This is a genomic window from Nonomuraea sp. SYSU D8015, assembly GCF_008065375.1.
Lineage (GTDB): Bacteria > Actinomycetota > Actinomycetes > Streptosporangiales > Streptosporangiaceae > Nonomuraea.
This window is the reverse complement of record NZ_MU084032.1, coordinates 3156-20762: the sequence shown is the minus strand read 5'-3', so window position 1 is coordinate 20762 and position 17607 is coordinate 3156. Positions and strand designations below refer to the sequence as shown.

12 protein-coding genes are annotated in these 17607 nt (G+C 73.2%); 9 read left to right on the top strand and 3 right to left on the bottom strand.

Going from position 1 to position 17607, the window contains the following annotated elements:
• Positions 1–44 precede the first annotated feature (44 nt).
• Entirely contained in the window at positions 45–596 is a 552-nt protein-coding gene (locus tag ID574_RS00060) for a hypothetical protein (RefSeq protein ID WP_188186668.1), read from the bottom strand.
• Between the two features lie 132 nt (positions 597–728).
• Between ID574_RS00060 and ID574_RS00055 the strand changes: the two genes are divergently transcribed.
• From ID574_RS00055 to ID574_RS00040, 4 genes are all read left to right on the top strand, one after another.
• The gene (locus ID574_RS00055) at positions 729–1334 is read left to right on the top strand and encodes a hypothetical protein (protein ID WP_188186667.1); all 606 of its coding nucleotides are present in this window, start codon (positions 729–731) and stop codon (positions 1332–1334) included.
• 279 nt (positions 1335–1613) lie between these two features.
• On the top strand, positions 1614–2684 hold the full coding sequence (locus ID574_RS00050; RefSeq protein ID WP_223166224.1) for an ABC transporter substrate-binding protein: 1071 nt from the start codon (positions 1614–1616) through the stop codon (positions 2682–2684).
• Positions 2677–3774: a FecCD family ABC transporter permease gene (locus tag ID574_RS00045; protein WP_188186665.1), complete on the top strand. Its 1098-nt coding sequence runs from the start codon at positions 2677–2679 to the stop codon at positions 3772–3774. Before ID574_RS00050 ends, ID574_RS00045 begins: the two co-directional genes overlap by 8 nt.
• Entirely contained in the window at positions 3764–4531 is a 768-nt protein-coding gene (locus ID574_RS00040) for an ABC transporter ATP-binding protein (RefSeq protein WP_188186664.1), read from the top strand. Before ID574_RS00045 ends, ID574_RS00040 begins: the two co-directional genes overlap by 11 nt.
• Positions 4532–4659: 128 nt before the next feature.
• On the opposite strand, the gene ID574_RS00035 is transcribed toward ID574_RS00040, so the two are convergent.
• Together ID574_RS00035 and ID574_RS00030 are read right to left on the bottom strand one after the other, a co-directional pair.
• The gene (locus ID574_RS00035; RefSeq protein ID WP_188186663.1) at positions 4660–5661 is read right to left on the bottom strand and encodes a methyltransferase; all 1002 of its coding nucleotides are present in this window, start codon (positions 5659–5661) and stop codon (positions 4660–4662) included.
• Positions 5658–6863, bottom strand: a complete 1206-nt coding sequence (locus tag ID574_RS00030) for an isochorismate synthase (protein WP_336245478.1) — start codon at positions 6861–6863, stop codon at positions 5658–5660. Before ID574_RS00030 ends, ID574_RS00035 begins: the two co-directional genes overlap by 4 nt.
• Before the next feature lie 151 nt (positions 6864–7014).
• Between ID574_RS00030 and ID574_RS00025 the strand changes: the two genes are divergently transcribed.
• The 5 genes from ID574_RS00025 to ID574_RS00010 form a co-directional block, all read left to right on the top strand.
• On the top strand, positions 7015–12453 hold the full coding sequence (locus ID574_RS00025) for a non-ribosomal peptide synthetase (protein ID WP_188186662.1): 5439 nt from the start codon (positions 7015–7017) through the stop codon (positions 12451–12453).
• Positions 12446–13600 carry a saccharopine dehydrogenase NADP-binding domain-containing protein gene (locus ID574_RS00020; protein ID WP_188186661.1) on the top strand — a complete coding sequence of 385 codons (1155 nt, stop codon included), beginning with the start codon at positions 12446–12448 and terminating at the stop codon, positions 13598–13600. Before ID574_RS00025 ends, ID574_RS00020 begins: the two co-directional genes overlap by 8 nt.
• Complete coding sequence (locus ID574_RS59280; RefSeq protein WP_223166223.1) at positions 13597–14649, top strand: Gfo/Idh/MocA family oxidoreductase; 1053 nt, start codon at positions 13597–13599, stop codon at positions 14647–14649. Before ID574_RS00020 ends, ID574_RS59280 begins: the two co-directional genes overlap by 4 nt.
• Positions 14646–16136 carry an alpha/beta fold hydrolase gene (locus tag ID574_RS59275; RefSeq protein ID WP_223166222.1) on the top strand — a complete coding sequence of 497 codons (1491 nt, stop codon included), beginning with the start codon at positions 14646–14648 and terminating at the stop codon, positions 16134–16136. The genes ID574_RS59280 and ID574_RS59275 overlap by 4 nt, the downstream gene beginning before the upstream one ends.
• A gap of 13 nt (positions 16137–16149) precedes the next feature.
• Positions 16150–17607 (top strand): condensation domain-containing protein (locus tag ID574_RS00010; RefSeq protein ID WP_223166221.1); only part of this gene is annotated, 1458 nt, incomplete at its 3' end.

The window sequence follows — 17607 nt, the reverse complement described above, 5'->3', positions numbered from 1 at the left end:
GCGGAAGAGGCGGCGGCACGGCAGGCCGCGGCCGGGGAACCAGATCAGATGAGGGAGAAACGCGAGGGTGGGCCCCGCCGGGAGATCACCGCCGCGACCAGGGCTTGCGGGAAGGGCACGCGACCGTCCCACGACGGTCGGCGGCCGTGGAGGTCCACCTCCACCAACCCACCCGCCAGGATCAGCAGGGCGCTCCACCAGCGGCCGATGGAGGCGACGGCCAGATGCAGCAGGGTGGCCAGAGCCGACTCGCCCCGCTCCAGCCACCAGGCCGACAGGAGCGCCGTCATGGCGTGCACCAGCAGCATGCCCAGGCCGGTTCCGTGCTCATGCGCAGGAACCGGGGCCCCCACGCTGAACAGGTGGTGCATGCCGTACTGCGTGGCGAAACACGCCCCGAGCAGCGCGTCCATGCCTCGCTGGCGGCCGCCGAGCAGGAACGCGCCCGTCCAGGCCAGCGCCAGCGCGCCGAGCGACGTGCCCGGGCGGACCGGCTCGCCTCCGGCGAACGCGTGCAATGCAGCCGAGACCAGCACGCACACTGCCGCGAACACCGCGGAACGCATCGCCCGCAACAGGGGCCGACCAGCATGCACGCGGCCATGGTGCCACGTGGTGGGCGCGGTGCCTAGCGGAAGCGGTGAGCTGAACCGAGCACGCGCAGGCTGCGTATCTCCCTCACAAGCGATCTCCAGGCCTCGGCCGTGGTGTGGGAGGATCTTTTCGGTATGGGTCCGTTCTCGGTGGTGCGGTGGGTGCGCGCGGCGAGCTTCGCCGCCACGTGCGCCGCCCTGGCCGTGCTCGGACACCTCGCCGGTGGGGGCTCCTTCGATCCGGCGCAGGCCCTGAAGGGATTTCTGCTTCTCCTGCCGCCCGCGCTGGCGTTGACCGGACGCGAACGCAGCCTGGGCTCCATCCTGCCCGCGACGGCCTTGTCGCAGGTCATCCTGCACGTCCTGCTCACTCCGAACGCCGACCGGCCGACGATGGCGCACCATGTGCACACGCCGGGCATGGACATGAGCCAGCTGGACCAGGCGGGCTCCACGAGCTCGGGGATGCTGCTCATGCACGCGGCGGCCGTGCTGCTGACCTCCGTGTGGTTGCGGTGGGTCGAGGCGGGTCTGTGCACACTGGTGCGGCAGCTGGCCGGCCGGGTGCTGCGCCCGCTGCTGGTCCTGCTGTTCATGGCGGCCGGATGGACCTCCCCCGGGCCGCGGGCGATCGCGCACGTGGGCGAGGACGAGACCGCGTGCATCCGGCTCTTTCTGAGACATGCCCTCGTACGGCGCGGACCTCCTCGCGGGCAGGCCGGAACCGCACTGGCCGTCTGATCCGCTGATCGTGCGCCGGCCGTCCGAGCCGGCCCCCGCGCCACGGCCGCCGGCCGCGCCGCCGGGCCTTTGCCGCATGCCCACGGCCTCGCCGCGCCCTGAGACGCGCTCCCTGGACCGGGCGCCCTCGCGGCATGCGCTGAACACGATCACCGTCGCCCGCTGCGGTTCCACTGACGACAAGCCGGTCGTCGCCGCGCCGGCCATCACCGTGGTCGGCGCAGGCGCGCCTTCAGACTTCGAACCCGTGGAGAACACATTCCGATGAGACCTAGTCGTTTGCGTCGCCCTCTGGCCGCCGCGCTGTCCGCGCTCGCGGCCTTGACCGCCGCCGGTTGCGGTGACGCCGCCGGCTCGTCCCGTGAGCCGTCCGCCACCGCCGCCGCGCCCGCCGGCCGGACCAGCTACCCCCTGACCTTCGACAACTGCGGCACGAACGTCACCTTCCAGCGGCCGCCGCAGCGCGTGCTGATCCTCAACGGCACCAGCGTCGGGGAGGTGGAGAGCTTCGTCCTCCTCGGCCTGGAGAAGCACGTCCTGGCCAACGCCCAGAGCTACGGCGTCTCCGACGACCCATCCATGATCGCCAAGATCAAGGCGCTGCCCACCGGCGGGCTGACCATGAACAAGAACTTCGACGTCCCCGCCGAGCAGGTGCTCAAGCTCAAGCCCGACCTGGTGGTGTCCACGTGGTCGGGCGGGTTCGACGCCAAGAAGGGCTTCGCCACCCGCGAGCAGCTCGCCGCGGCGGGCATCACGTCGCTGGTCAACCCGGTCAACTGCGCCATGGGCAAGCCCGAGGCCACGCCGGAGGAGCAACGCGCCTACCAGAACCAGTCGATCAACTCCTCCCTGGAGTTCCTCCTTCTGCTGGGGCGGATCTTCGACGTCCAGCACCGCGCGGTGGATCTCGTGGGCAAGCTGCGCGCCCGCATCGAGGCCGTGCGGATGCGGGTCGCGGGCCGGCCGGCCAAGAAGGTGCTCATCGCTTATCCCGGCATGGCCATGATGAACGCCAACGGCCTGCCCGCCGTGATGACCGGCGGCATCTACGACGACGTCATCAAGGCCGCGGGCGGCGTCAACGCCTTCGCCGGCCAGACCGCCGACGCCACTCGCACCCTCAACCGGGAGCAACTGGCAACCGCCCAGGTGGACGTGCTGGCGGTCGGCCTGTTCACGCCCGGCGAGAAGGGCGAGGAGGAGGCGGCCAAGCTGTTCGCCGCGTATCCGCACTGGGCCGCCTCGAAGACGAAGACGTACACGGTGGTCTCCGACGGCGTCTATCTCGGCCCGCTCAACGCCTGGGCCGTGGAGAAGATGTCCAAGGTGGTGCACCCCGGTGACTGACACCCTCACCGCGCCACCGCGGACCAGACCAGCGCCGTCCCGGCGCCCTCATCTGATCTCCGGACCGGCGACGGGGGTGCTGCTGGCGGCCCTGGCCGCCGGGCTGGTCGCAGCCCTGGTGGTGGGCATTTCCGTCGGCTCCGTCAACCTGCCTCTCGGCCAGGTCTGGGGTGTGGTCTGGGCGCATCTGTCCGGGCGTGGCGCGCAGGCGGATCCGCTGCTCGGCCAGGTCGTCTGGGAGATCCGCACCCCGCGGGCGCTGCTGGCCGCGCTCGCCGGAGCAGGTCTGTCGGTGGCCGGGGTCGCCCTGCAGGCCCTGGTACGCAACCCGCTCGCCGACCCCTACGTCCTCGGGGTGTCCTCGGCCGCGTCACTCGGGGCCGTGCTGGTTCCCGCCATCGGCAGCACCATGCTGGCAGGGACGCTCGGCGTCACCGGCGCCGCGTTCGCCGCCGCCATGGTGTCGGCGCTGCTGGTCTACCTCCTGGCTCAGCGGGCGGGCCGACTGCTGGACTCCTGGCTGGTGCTGACCGGGGTCGCCGTCGGCTACCTGTGCACGGCGGCCACCACGTTCGTCCAGCTCCAGCTCAACCCGAACGAGTTGCAGGGCATGATGTTCTGGCTGATGGGCAGCGTGGCCGGCGCCTCCTGGCAGGACCTGGGCGTGCCCGCCGTGCTCATCGTCGTCTGCATGCTCTGGCTGGCGCTGCAGGCCCGTGCGCTCAACGCGCTCCTGGCCGGCGAGGAGGCGGCCATCGCCATCGGGGTGCCGGTGGCGACGCTGCGGGTCGGGCTGCTGGTGGCCGGGTCGCTTCTCACGGCCACAGTGGTCAGCGTCGTCGGCGGCATCGGGTTCATCGGGCTGATGATCCCGCACATGGCCAGGTTCGTCGTCGGCGCCGACCATCGTCGGGTGCTGCCGGTGTCCCTGCTGGCCGGGGCGCTGTTCCTCGTGCTGGTGGACCTGGCCGCCCGGATCGCCGACCGGCCCAACGAGCTGCCGGTGGGCATCTTCACCACCGGGCTCGGCGTGCCGTTCTTCCTGTGGCTGCTGCGCCGCCGCGCTCGGGGAGGCGCCGATGCGGCTTGACCTCGCCGGAGTCAGCGCCGTCATCGACGCGCGACCCATCATCGACGACGTCGACGTAACCGCCGGGCCCGGCGAGTTCGTCGCGCTCGTCGGCCCCAACGGCAGCGGCAAGTCCACGCTGCTGCGTACCGTCTACCGATCGCTGCGCCCATCGGGCGGCGTGGTCCGGCTGGACGGGCAGGACCTGTGGAGAATGCGGCCCCGCCAGGCCGCCCGCCACCGCGCCGTGCTCCCGCAGCACAACCAGGTCGCCGACGGACTGTCCGTGGCCGAGGTCGTCGCGACCGGCCGCCACAGCCACAAACGGCCGCTCGACCGGGAAAACGAGACCGACCGCGCGATGGTCGCCACGTCTCTCGAAAGGGTCGGCATGGGGTGGGCCGCCGACCGGCTGATGACCACCCTGTCGGGCGGCGAACGGCAACGCGTCCTGCTCGCCCGCGCGCTGACACAGCAGGCGCCGCTGCTGGTGCTCGACGAACCCACCAATCACCTGGACGTGGGATCGCAGCTGCTGTTGCTGGAGCTGATCCGTTCCCTCGGACTGACCTTGCTGGCTGCCCTGCACGACCTCGACCAGGCCGCCGCGTACGCCGACCGGGTCGTCGTCCTGCGCGACGGCCGGGTCGCCGGGCAGGGTCCGCCCCTGGAGGTGCTGACGCCCGCCTTCATCGAGGAGATCTTCGGCGTACGCGCCCACGTGGGCCCCCACCCCATCACGGGACGCCCGCACATCGCCGTGGCCCCAGCCCGCTGATCCTCGTGTCCGACCCCGGGCCGGCAAGCCGAGCGGCCCGGGGTCGGGTTGCGCACCCCAGGACGACGCCGGTCACAGCAGCAGGCGCACGGCCCACGAGGGCTCTCTCACGCGTGCCACCGGGGCGCTTACGGCTTGCGTGCGGGCAGCAGAGTCAGCCCGATCGGCAGGTTGACCGGCTCGCCGGGGATCAGCCCGGCCTTGGCGAGCAACTCGGCGTACTCGTCCTCGGTCCGCTCGCGGCCGTTGGTCATGACGAACATGTGGAGGTCGAAGGCGAGAGCGAGAGTGGGGTCGCGGTGGGCGGGGATCATCCGCTCGATGACGAACAACCGCGCGCCGGACGGCATGGCGGCGGCGCAGTTGCCGAGGATGGTCTGGCACTGGGCGTCGTCCCAATTGTGAAGGGTGCGGGACAGCGTGTAGAGGTCGCCGCCCGATGGGACGCCGGCGAAGAAATCCCCGGCCACCGCCTCATATCTCCCGGTCAGGCCCAGGGCGGAGAGGCGGGTGGAGCCGGCGGCGGCGACGTCCGGCAGGTCGAGCAGGACGCCGCGGGCGTCGGGCGCGGCCTGGAGCAGGACCGCGAGCAGCGCGCCGTTGCCGCCCCCGACGTCGACGAAGGTGCGCACGCCTGACAGGTCGCACACCTTCGGGATCGCCCGCATGAAGTCCGCGGTGGCGGCCATGCCCTCGTTGTAGATCGCGGCGGCGGCGGGGTGGGCGGCCAGGTGGTCGAAGACGGAGGTGCCGAAGGCCAGCTCGAAGGCTGGGGCGCCGGTGCGCAGGGCCTCGTCGAGGTGCTCCCAGGCGCGGGCGAAGTAGTCCTCGCCGTACAGGACGGCCAGGCCGCGCAGCGAGCCCTCGACGCCGGTGCGCAGCAGCTCGCCGGAGGGGGACAGGCTGTACGCCGCGCCGGCCCGCCGTTCCAGCAGGCCCAGGGCGGCGAGCAGGCGCAGCAGCCGGGCCAGCGGCTCGGTCTGGAGGCCCAGCGTGCGGGCGAGCTCGTCGCTCGACCGGGGTCCGTCGGCCAGCGCGTCGAACACGCCGAGCCGGGTGGCCGTGCAGATCGCGCGGGTCGTCCACGGGGAGATCAAGGTCGTGAGGAGACGCGTGGCCTCGTCGTTCATGGGGTTCCTAACGGGGGATCGGCGCCGATGGCGTGCTGCATGGCCTCGAACTTCAGCCGGGTCTCGGCCAGTTCGGCGGCGGGATCGGATCCGGCGACGATGCCGCATCCGGCGTACAGGCGCGCCTGGTGACCGCTCACCTCGGCGCACCGCAGGGCTATGCCGAGCTCGCCGTTGCCCGCGCCGTCGAGCCACCCCACCGGGCCGGCGTACCGTGCCCGCCCGGTGGGCTCCAGCTCGCGGATGAGGTCCATCGCGGTTTCCGCGGGGCTGCCGCACACGGCGGGGGTGGGGTGGAGGGCCGCGGTGACGTCCAGGATGCTGTGGTGGGCCCGCAGCCTGCCCGCGATGGAGGTCGCCAGGTGCTGGACGTTGGCGAGGGGGAGCACGTGCGGCTCGGGGTCGGCGCGCAGGCCGATGCACAGGTCCTGGAGCGCGGCGCGCACGGAGTCGACGGCGTAGGCGTGCTCCGACCGGTCCTTGGCCGATGAGCTGAGCGCCGCGGCGAGGCCGACGTCCTCCTCCTCGTCGCGGCCGCGTCGCGTGGTGCCTGCCAGGACGAGGGATTCCACCCGGTCGTGGGTGCGGCGGAGCAGCAGCTCGGGGGTGGCGCCCACCAGCCCGTCGACGGCGAAGGCGTAGCAGCCCGGGAAGCGGCCGGCGAGCCGGAGCAGCAGAGCCCGGGCGTCGATGGGCTCGGCGGCGAAGGCCCCGATCGACCGGGCGAGCACGACCTTGCCGAGCCGGCCGCTGCCGAGCACGGACAAAGCCTTCTCGACGCAGCGCATCCAGTCCACGGCGCCGGCGTAGTCGTCCTCGTAGGTGACCCCGGACGGCGGCCGGACGGGGGTGACGGGTGACGGCGGGGGAACGCCGACCGTCGTCGTCCACGCCCGTCCGTTCCGGCGGGCCAGGATCGTCGAGGGCACGATCAGGACCGATCCCGCCGCGTGGGGGTCGAAGGTGAACGTGCAGAAGGCCACCGGCCCGGAGCCGGGCTCTCCGACGTGGTCCTCCACGTCCATCCGGCCGAAGAGGTCCGCGACGCGCTCGCGGGCCCACACGAAGCGGTCCGCTCCCGGCGGTACGGGCAGGCGCGCGGCCTCGCCCCAGCCGACGAGCCCTTCGCCGCGCCGTACCCAGGCCAGACCTGAGGAATGGGGGATCCGGGAGATGAGGTCGCCCGGGTCAGGAACCTCCACCGTTCGCACTACCAGCGAAACCGACACAGAAGCAAACGATAACCGTTTTCATACTTTATGCAAGCCCTTGACGATGCGTCCTGACCGTCCTTAGTGTCCCAAAGGGAATGATTATCACAATCCTTTCCATTCGGTCGGAGGAAGGCGGTCCATGACCACCCCCACCCAGCTCATCGCCCAGTTACACGGCCTCGGCGTACGCCTCTGGCACGAAGGTGATCAACTGAGGTACCGGGCCCCGGCAGGCGTCATGACCGCGGAGCGGCTGGCCGACCTGCGGGCGCACAAGGCCGGCATCCTCCAGCACCTGCGGCGGGAGTCCGGGCTGCCGGAGGTGCGCCCCGACCCGGCCGCGCGGTACGAGCCGTTCCCGCTGACCGACGTCCAGGCCGCGTACCTGCTGGGCAGGAACGACGCCTTCGACTACGGCGAGGTCGCCTGCCACGGATACATGGAGCTGGCCGTCACCGGGCTGGACGTGACCCGGCTGGAGAACGCCTGGAACCGGCTGATCCAGCGGCACGACATGCTCCGCGCCGTCATCCACCCCGACGGATACCAGCAGGTCCTGCCCGAGGTCCCGCGTCAGCGCGTCCCGGTCGCCGGCGACCCCGAGGAGGTGAGGGCCGAGCTGTCGCAGCGGGTGTACCGCACCGACCAGTGGCCGCTGTTCGACCTGCGGGTGACCCGCGCCGGCGATGACCGCCACCTGCTGCACGTCTCCATCGACCTGCTGATCGCCGACTACCTCAGCATCCAGCGGCTCCTCACCGAGCTCGACGAGCTCTACCGCGACCCGGCCCGCGAGCTGCCCGAACCGGACCTGACCTTCCGCGACTACGTGATGGCCGAGCGGTCGGCCCGGCAGGCGGGTGCGGACCGGTACGAGCGCGACCGCGATTACTGGTGGCAGCGCATCGACGAGCTGCCTCCCGCCCCCGACCTGCCCCGCGCCGGTCAGGAGGCCGGTCAGGAGGCGGGTGCGGGCTTCGAACGCCACCACGTCACGATCGACCCGGAGCGCTGGGCGGCCCTGCGCGAGCGGGCCGTACGGGAGAACCTCACCCCGTCGGCGGCAGTGCTGGCCGCCTACGCCGAGGTCGTCGGCAGATGGAGCCGGAGCCCCGCCTTCACGCTCAACCTCACGCTGCTCAACCGGCTGCCGCTGCACCCGCAGGTCGACGCGCTGGTGGGCGACTTCACCTCACTCAGCCTGCTGGCCGTGGAGCCCGCGCCGCGCGCGGCCGGGTTCGCCGAGCGGGCGCGGGAGCTGCAGGGCAGGCTCATGACGGACCTGGACCACCGCTCCTGCTCGGGCGTGGAGGTGCTGCGCGAGCTGGCCAGGCGGAAAGGCCGGGCGGCGGCCCTCATGCCTGTCGTCTACACCAGCACGATCGGGCTGGACCAGGACGCGGGGGCCCCGCCGGCCGGCAGCCTGCTGGCCGCGCCCCCGGTCGCCGGGCTCAGCCAGACCCCGCAGGTCTGGCTCGACTGCCAGGCCATCGAGCAGCGCGGCATGCTCGTGATCAACTGGGACGTCCGGTCCGGCGTCTTCCCCGACGGCATGATCGAGGACGCCTTCGCCGCGTTCACCACGCTGCTCGACCGGCTCGCCGCGGGCCAGGCCTGGGACGAGCACGTGCCCGTGCCGCTGCCCGACTCGCACCTGCGGCGCAGGGCGGCGGCCAACGACACCGCCGCGCCGCTGCCGGACGGCCTGCTGCATGAGGCCGTGGTGGCCCAGGCGCTGGCCGCTCCCACCCGCTCCGCCGTCATCACCCCGGAGCGGACCCTCACCTTCGGCGGGCTGCTGGCCGAGGCGACCGCCGTGGCGCGGGCGCTCCAGGCGGACGGGGACGCGACAGGCCAGATCGTCGCGGTGGCGCTGCCCAAATCGGCCTCCCAGGTCAGCGCGGTGCTCGGCACGCTGCTCGCAGGCGCCGCGTATCTGCCGCTGGACGACGACCTGCCCGCCCGCAGGCGGGAGGCCATACTCGAGGACGCCGGAGTACGGCAGGTGCTCACCCGACCGGGCGCCTCCTGGCCCGAGGACGTGAAGGTCATCGAGGTCGACGCCCTCGAGCCCGTCCAGGACCCGCCCCCCGTCTCCCGGGCCCAACCGGACGACCTGGCGTACGTGATCTACACCTCCGGCTCCACCGGGGCGCCCAAGGGCGTGATGATCAGCCACCGGGCCGCGCTCAACACGATCCAGGACATCAACCGGCGCTTCGACGTCGGGTTCGGCGACCGCGTGCTCGGCCTCGCCAACCTGGGCTTCGACCTGTCGGTCTACGACCTCTTCGGACCGCCGGCGGTCGGTGGCGCGCTCGTGCTGCCCGACCCGGCCCGCCGCGCCGACCCGTCGCACTGGGCCGAGCTGATCGCCCAGCACGCCGTCAGCCTGTGGAACTCGGTGCCCGCCCAACTCCAGATGCTGGAGCACTATCTGGACACCGCGCCCGCGGTCGAGCTGTTCACCCTGCGCCTCGGGCTGCTGTCCGGCGACTGGATCCCGGTCGGGCTGCCGGCGGCGATCCGCGCCCGGCTGCCGCTGATGGAGCTGGTGAGCCTCGGCGGCGCGACGGAGGCGTCGATCTGGTCGATCGCCTACCCGATCGACGAGGTCCCCGCGGGGTGGCGGAGCATCCCGTACGGCAGGCCGCTGGCCAATCAGAGCTTCCACGTCCTGGACGCCGAGCTGCGCCACTGCCCGGAATGGGTGGCGGGCGAGCTGTACATCGGCGGGGCCGGCCTGGCCCAGGGGTACCTGGGCGACGCCGAGCGGACGGCGGAGCGTTTCATCGTCCATCCCGAGCTCGGCCGTCTCTACCGCACCGGGGACTTCGGCCGCTACCTACCGTCGGGCGACATCGAGTTCCTCGGCCGCATCGACACCCAGGTCAAGGTCCGCGGCCACCGCATCGAGCTCGGTGACGTGGAGGCAGCGCTGGCCGAGCACCCGGCGGTCGCCGCCGCCGTCGCGCTGGTCGACGGCGACGACGCGCTGCGACGCAGGCTGGTGGCCTTCGCCCAGGTGGCGGCGGGTGCGCAAGCGGACGAGACCGAGCGCGCCGCGGTGGCGGAGGCCGGCCTCGCCGCCGCGGAGCACGGCAGGGCCGCCGTGGACGCGGCCGCGCTGACCGCCTTCGTGGACCTCGCCGACCGCGCCGCGCTGGCCGCCATGGCCGTCACCCTGCGGGGCGCCGGGCTGTTCGCAGGCGAGCAGGACGCGCACGACCTGGCCGAGATCGTCACCGCGCTGAAGGCCGCGCCCCGGCACCGGCGGCTCCTGCGCCGCTGGCTCACCGCGCTGACCGGCGACGGCCTGCTCCAGAGTGACGGGGAAGGGCGCTACCACGGCCTGGCCGCCGTCACACCGGAGACGCTCGAGGCCCGGCTGGCCGAGCTGGACGAGCGCGCCGCGGCCGTCGACTTCGGCGGCGACCTGGTCGGCTACCTGCGGGCCAGCGCCGCCGTACTGCCGGAGCTGCTGCGCGGCGAGGGCAATCCGCTGGAGCTCATGTTCCCCGGCGCCTCCACCGACACCGCGCAGGCCGCGTTCCGCGACAACCCCGTCAACCGGTACCTGAACGAGGTGCTCGTGGCCGCGGTCACCGCGATCGGCCGGCCGCTGAGGGTCCTGGAGGTGGGCGCCGGGGTCGGCGGCACCAGCGCCGCCCTCATCCCCGCCCTGGCCGGAGCCGGCGTCGAGGTGGACTACCTGTTCACCGACGTGTCGCCGTTCTTCCTCAACGACGCCCGCGAGGCCTTCGCCGCCTACCCACAGGTGCGTTACGGCCTGTACGACCTCAACCTGGACCCGCGGGCGCAGGACCTGCTGCCCAACTCGTTCGACCTGATCGTCGCGGGCAACGCCCTGCACCTGGCCAAGGACGCGGCGGCCGCCCTGGCCGCGCTGCGCGAACTGCTCGCCCCGGGCGGGTGGCTGGCCTTCATCGAGGGCACGGCGGAGAACCTGCCGCTGATGGTGTCCATGGAGTTCACCGACCAGCTGTCGGGCTTCACCGACGTGCGGCAGGCCGCCGACCAGACGCTGCTCACCCGCGAGCAGTGGGCGCGGCTGGTCGAGGAGGCCGGAGGCGAGCTCGCCCTGGCCGCGGCCCTCACCGGCGCGGGCCGCTCCCTCCTCGGCCAGCACGTCTTCCTCGCCAGGTTCAAGGGCGACCGGACACCGGTGACCCTGCCGCAGCTGACCGAGCACCTGCGGGCACGGCTGCCGGAGTACATGGTGCCCGCGCACCTGCAGCTGGTGGACGCGCTCCCGCTGACCGCCAACGGCAAGGTGGACCGCGCCCGGCTGCTGGGCTGGGCGGTGCGGCCGGACGAGGACGACGTCCCGGCCCCGGCCGCCGAGCCGCTGGACGAGCTGGAGGCGCGCCTGCTCAAGCTGTGGAGCGAGGTGCTCGGCCACCAGCGGCTCGGCCGCAACGACGACTTCTTCGTCTCGGGCGGCGACTCACTGCTGCTGGCCCGGCTGGTCGGGCAGATGATCGAACGCGAGCCGCTGGCCGCCGGGCACGACTTCGGCGACGTGCTGGGGCAGGTGCTGCGCCGCCCCACGGTGGCGGCCATGGCGGCGTTCCTGCGCGCCCGGCCGGGCGACGCGGCGGCCGAGTACTCCCCGCTCATCACCCTGAACGAGGGCGAGGGCGTCCCGGTGGTGCTGGTGCACGAGGGGACCGGCTCGCTGGCCCCGTACCGGGGGCTGGTCACCGCGCTCACCGCCGCCACGCCCGGCCTGCGGCTGCTCGGCCTGGAGCCGGGGCACGCCGGCGGCTACGCCGGGCTCGACGCCGACGGGCTCATCGAGCGCCTGGCCGGCGAGCACGCGCAACGGCTGATCGACGCGGGGATCGACCGGGTGCGGCTGGTCGGCTACTGCATGGGCGGCCTGATCGCCACCGAGACGGCCAGGATCCTCACCGAGGCGGGCGTCACGGTGGACGACCTCACCGTGATCAGCTCCTACCGGGTGCCGTACGAGGTCGACGACGACCTCGTCATCGAGTACGCCTTCGCCCGGGTGCTCGGCGCGGACCTGGCGGCGCTCGGCTACCCGGCGGACGACCAGGTCATGGCCGCGGCCATGGAAACGGCCATCGCCGGCACCGGACGGCTGCCCGAGGGCGGCATCGCCGCGCTGAACGACCGGTTCACCGACCTCGCCGCGGCCTTCCGCCGCATGGGGGAGCGGCCGCAGGCCGAGCGGCTGGCGGCCATCGTCGCCGCCATGCCGTCCGGCCGGTTCCCCGTGGACCAGGGCTACCTGGACACGATGTACCAGGTGTTCCGCCACAACCTGCGCGCCATCGCCCGCTTCCGCCCCGACCCGTACGCGGGCGACATCACCCTCCTCAGGGACGGCGGGCTGGTGCAGCTCCTGCCGCCGATGTCGGAGGAGATGACCGCGTACTGGCGGGACGTCTGCGTGGGCGAGCTGCGGATCGCGGACATCCCGGGCGACCACTTCACCTGCATGTCGCCCCCGCACGTGGAAACCGTCGGCCGCATCCTCGGCCGGGAGTGGAGCCCAGGAGTGAGCCCAGGAGTGAGCACTGATGAGTGAGCCGCTGGTCGGAGTGATCGGCGCGACGGGGACCGCCGGACGGGCGGCCGTCGCCGCGCTGACCGACACGACGCTGCTGGAAGGGCCGCCGCTGCGGCTGCGCCTGGGCAGCCGCAAGCGGGAGGCGGTGCTCCGGCTGGCCGAGGAGACCGCCCACGGCGCGGAGGCGGCGCAGGTCGACGTCGCCGACGAGGCGAGCATGGACGTCTTCTGCCGGGGCTGCGACGTCGTGCTCAACTGCGCGGGACCGTCGTTCGTGTTCGGCGACCGCGTCGCCAGGGCCGCCCTGTCCGCCGGGGCCGACTTCGCCGACGTGTCCGGCTACGACCCGGTCCACGCCCAGCTCAGCGCGCTTGACCCGCCCGCGTTCGGGCGGACGGCGGTGCTGTCCGCCGGGATCTACCCGGGACTGTCCACACTGCTGCCGCGCTGGCTGGCCCGGCAGGGCTTCGACAAACCGACCGGGCTCACCGTCCACCTGGGCGGGCTGGAGGCCGCGCCCGAAGGATCGGCCGCCGATCTTGTGCTCAGCCTGCGCGACGGAGCGGTCTGGGGGTCGTCCGGGTCCGGGATGGCGGCCTGGCGGGACGGTCGCAGGGCCGACCACGTGCTGCGCGCCGTCCAGGACACCGAGTTGCCCTTCTACCCCGACCGGGTCTCGCTCCAGCCCTTCCTGAGCCGGGAGGCCGAACGGCTCGCCGAGGACCTGGGCCTGGTCACGCTGGACTGGTACAACGTGTTCGCCGGCAGCCAGACCCGTATGGCCTTCACCCGGCTGCGCACCGGGCAGCCCGCCGGCGAGGCCGAGCTGGCCGAGGCCGCCCACGCCGTCATGCGGGCCTCCCTGCTCGACCTGAGCGGGCGCGAGCCGTACTACCTCATGGTCTACCGCATGGACGGCATCGCCGAGGGCCGGCCGGTCAGCCGCACCGCCGTCCTGCGCACCGGCGACACCTACCGGGTGACCGGCCTGGTGGGGGCGCTTGCCGTGCGGACCCTGCTGGCCGGGGCGCTGCCGCCCGGCGCGCACTATGCCGGCGACGTGCTCGACCCGGACGCCGCCGTGGCCGCGGCCCGCCGGCTGCCCGAGGTCGGAACCCTGGAGGTCGTGGAGGCGGGCGCCGACTTCGAGGCCGGAGCGCTATGAGCCGGACGCTGCGGGTGGTGGTCTGCGGCACCGGCTTCGGCCAGGTGTACCTCAAAGGGGTGCGGGCCGCTCCCGGGTTCGAGCCCGCCGGGATCCTGGCCCGGGGCAGCGACCGCTCCCGTGCCCTGGCCCGGCGGTGGGGCGTGCCGCTGCACACCTCGATCCCCGTGGACGTGGACGTGGCCTGCGTCGTGGTACGCGCCGGGTCGCTCGGCGGCGCGGGCACCGAGCTGGCGTTGGAGTTCCTGCGCCGCGGCGTCCACGTACTGCAGGAGCAGCCGGTCACCGGCGACGAGCTCGCCCGTTGCCTGCGGGAGGCCCGGCGGACCGGCGCGGCGTACCTGCTCAACTCGTTCTACGTGCACCTGGAGCCGATCAGGGCCTTCGTGTCCGCGGCGCGGGCACTGCTGGCCAGGCGGCAGGTGCTCTTCGCCGATGCCGCCTGCGCCGTCCAGGTGGCCTACCCCATGATCGACATCCTCGGCCAGGCGCTGGGACGGCTCCGGCCGTGGTCGCTCGCCGACCCGGCGCCGCTCCCCGCCTCCGGCGCCCCCTTCCGCAGCCTCCACGGCACGCTCGCGGGAGTGCCGCTCACCCTGCGCGTGCAGAACCAGCTGCACCACAAGGACCCCGACAACCACGCCCACTTCCTGCACCGGGTGGCGATCGGCACCGACGCCGGAGTCCTCACGCTGGCCGACACGCACGGCCCCGTACTGTGGAGCCCGCGCCTGCACGCGCCCCGCGACGAACGGGGCGATCTCGTGCTGGACGGCTCGGCGGCCCCACCGCTGACCGCCACCGTCCCCCTCGGCCCGCCCGCGGCGGGCTCCTTCGCGCACCTCATGGACGAGGTCTGGCCCGGCGGCGTGGCCCACGCCCTGGCGCGGCTGCGCGAGGCCGTCGAGGGAAGCGCCGACACGATGCGCACCGGCCAGTACCACCTGGCCACCTGCCGGCTCTGGGAGGACCTGACCCGCAGGCTCGGCCCGCCGGACCTGGTCGACCTGCCCGAGCCCAGGCCGCTGCCGATCGAGGAGCTGACGTGAGCCGGGCGCTGCGCCGGTTCGCGCCGCGGCCGCACGCCTCGGCCCGGCTCTTCTGCTTCCCGCACGCGGGCGGCGCCGCCAGCGGCTACCGCGCCTGGACCGTGCTGCTGCCCCAGGACGTCGAGCTGGTCGCGATCCAGTATCCGGGGCGGGAGGACCGGCTGTCCGACCCGTTCGAAAGCACCATGACGGGCCTGGTCGCGCAGCTCGCCGACGCCGTCGGGCCGCTGCTCGACCGCCCGTACGCGCTCTTCGGGCACAGCATGGGCGCCGCCGTCGCCTACGAAGTGGCGCTGGAGCTGCGACGCAGGCACGCATCCCCGCCCCTGCGCCTGTTCGTGTCCGGCCACGAGGGGCCCGGCCGCGTCCGGGGCGGCACAGTCCACCTCAGCGACGACGGCGCGCTCAGCGCCGAGCTCGCCAGGCTCGGCGGGTCCGGCGCCCACCTGCTCGACGACCCCGAGCTGCGGGCGCTCATGCTGCCGATCATCCGCAACGACTACCGGCTGATCGAGACCTACCGCCCGGCCGGCGAGCCGCCGCTCGACTGCCCGATCACCGCCGTCCGCGGCCGGAGCGACCACGACGTCACCGACGCCGACGCCCGCGCCTGGGCCGACGCCACGACCGCCGGCTGCGAGGTCCTGTCGTACCCCGGGGGCCACTTCTACCTGCTGCCCGAACGCGAGCGGCTGGTCCGGGCCGTCGTGGCGCGCCTGCACCCCGACCACCAGAGGAGTCCCATGACCACGACCGAGGCCAACCCCTTCACCGAGGACTTCCGCGACGACTACATGTACGTCGCCGAGATCTACGACCTGCTGTCCAACTCCCACTGGGAGCAGATCCGCCACCACCTCGTCGGCGCCCTGGAGAACGTCGACCCCTCCTACGGCCCCGTGGTGGACCTCGGCGCCGGCACCGGCCAGGCCACCCACGTGGTCGGCGCGACGCTGCCCGACGCGCAGATCATCGCCACCGAGCCGTCCTCCGCCATGCGCATCGCCCTCATCAACAAACTGGCGAACAACCCGGACCTCAAGCGCCGCGTCACCGTGCTGCCCTCCCTGGCCCAGCACGCCGAGCTGCCCGACCGCATCTGCGCCGTGACCGCCTTCGGCATGATGGGCTACCTGACCGAGGCCGACCGCAAGGAGCTGTTCAGGAAGCTCGCCGACCGCATGCCGCCCGGGGCGCCCATCGTCATGGAGCTGATGGCGCTGTCCTCGCCCCAGGAGATGGTGCCGGCCCGGATCGCCCGCGAGCAGCTCGGCGAGCACACCTACGAGGTGTGGATGCGCGGCGAGCCCGGCGGCCCCGGAACCATGCGCTACGCCTCCAGCTTCACCGTCACCCGCCGCGGCAAGGTCGTGAAGCGGATGTACGTGGAGCAGGAGTGGTTCACCTTCGGCATCGAGGAGCTGGAGGCCGAGTCGGGGATGCGCGGCCACAAGCTCACCAACGAGATCATCGTCCTGACCCGCTGAGGAGACCACGGCCGTGCCCCTGACGCTGGAGACCATCCGTAGCACCGTGGCCGAGCTGCTGCGGCGCGACCCGGGCGAGATAGGTGACCACGACAACCTGATCCGCTGCGGGATGGACTCGATCACGGCGATGCGCCTGGTCGGCCGGTGGCGGCGCGCGGGGGTGCGCGTCGACGTCGCCGAGCTGGCCGAGACGCCCACCATCGCCCACTGGTGGTCGCTGCTCTCCGCCCGCCAGGAGCAGCCCACGCCCGCCGCGGCCGTCGAGGTGAAGGTGGTGGAGGGCGAGCCGTTCCCGCTCACCCCGGTGCAACACGCGTACTGGATCGGGCGGCGCGAGGGCCAGGTGCTGGGCAACGTCGGCTGCCACGCGTACATCGAGTTCGACGGCCGGGGCGTCGCGCCCGAGCGGCTCGAACGCGCGGTGCGCGCCCTGGTCCGCCGCCATGCCCAGCTGCGCACCCGCTTCCTCGACGACGGCACCCAGCAGGCCCTCCCGCCCGGCGACCCCGCCGTCTGGTCACGGCTCACCGTGCACGACCTGACCTCGCTGGGGCCGGCGGAGGCCGAAGGCGCGCTGCTGGAGCTGCGGGAAACCCTCTCCCACCGGCTGCTCGACGCCGAGCGCGGCGAGGTGTTCGACGTACGGTTGTCGCTGCTGCCCGGTGGCGCCACCCGCCTCCACTTCGAACTGGACCTGCTGGTCGCCGACGTGCTCAGCCTGCGCATGGTGCTCGCCGAGCTGGCCGCGCTCTACGCCGACGCGGACGCCGCGCTGCCGCCCATCGACTACAGCTTCCAGCGCTACCTCGCCGAGCAGGACGTCCTGGGGGCGGAGGCGCGTACACGGGATCGCGCGTACTGGCAGGAACGGCTGGCCGACCTGCCCGGCGGGCCGCAGCTGCCGCTCGCCGTGCCGCCCGAGTCGGTGACCAGGCCGCGCTTCGTACGTCGCAGCCACTGGCTGCCCGCCGACGACTGGGAGCGGCTCGAAGGCCGGGCGCGAGAGCACGGTCTCACGCCGTCCACCGTGTTGGCCGCCGCCTACGCCGAGGTGCTCGCCGCCTGGAGCGCCACGCCCCGTTTCCTGCTGAACCTCCCGCTGTTCGACCGGCACGACCTCCACCCCTCGGTCGGGCGCCTGGTGGCCGACTTCACCAGCCTCATCCTGCTGGAGGTGGATGCGTCCGAGCGGCTGCCGTTCGCCGAGCTGGCCCGGCGGATCCAGTCGCGGCTGCACGCCGACCTGGCACACACCGGCTACTCAGGGGTCGAGGTGCTGCGCGACCTGGCCCGCGCCCACCCCGGCGAGCAGCGCACCGCGCCTGTCGTCTTCGCCAGCAATCTCGACGGTGATCTGGTCGACCCGGCGTTCCGGAGCGAGCTGGGCGAACTCGGCTGGATGATCTCCCAGACGCCGCAGGTGTGGCTGGACTACCAGATGGTGCTGCACGACGGGCGCCTGATGATC

Bases quoted from the DNA above. Each gene is read 5' to 3' on its own strand.
- ID574_RS59280 (WP_223166223.1), top strand. From the start codon at position 13,597: ATGAGCCGGACGCTGCGGGTGGTGGTCTGCGGCACCGGCTTCGGCCAG.
- ID574_RS00025 (WP_188186662.1), top strand. From the start codon at position 7,015: ATGACCACCCCCACCCAGCTCATCGCCCAGTTACACGGCCTCGGCGTA.
- ID574_RS00055 (WP_188186667.1), top strand. From the start codon at position 729: ATGGGTCCGTTCTCGGTGGTGCGGTGGGTGCGCGCGGCGAGCTTCGCC.
- ID574_RS00020 (WP_188186661.1), top strand. From the start codon at position 12,446: ATGAGTGAGCCGCTGGTCGGAGTGATCGGCGCGACGGGGACCGCCGGA.
- ID574_RS00035 (WP_188186663.1), bottom strand. From the start codon at position 5,661: ATGAACGACGAGGCCACGCGTCTCCTCACGACCTTGATCTCCCCGTGG.
- ID574_RS00040 (WP_188186664.1), top strand. From the start codon at position 3,764: ATGCGGCTTGACCTCGCCGGAGTCAGCGCCGTCATCGACGCGCGACCC.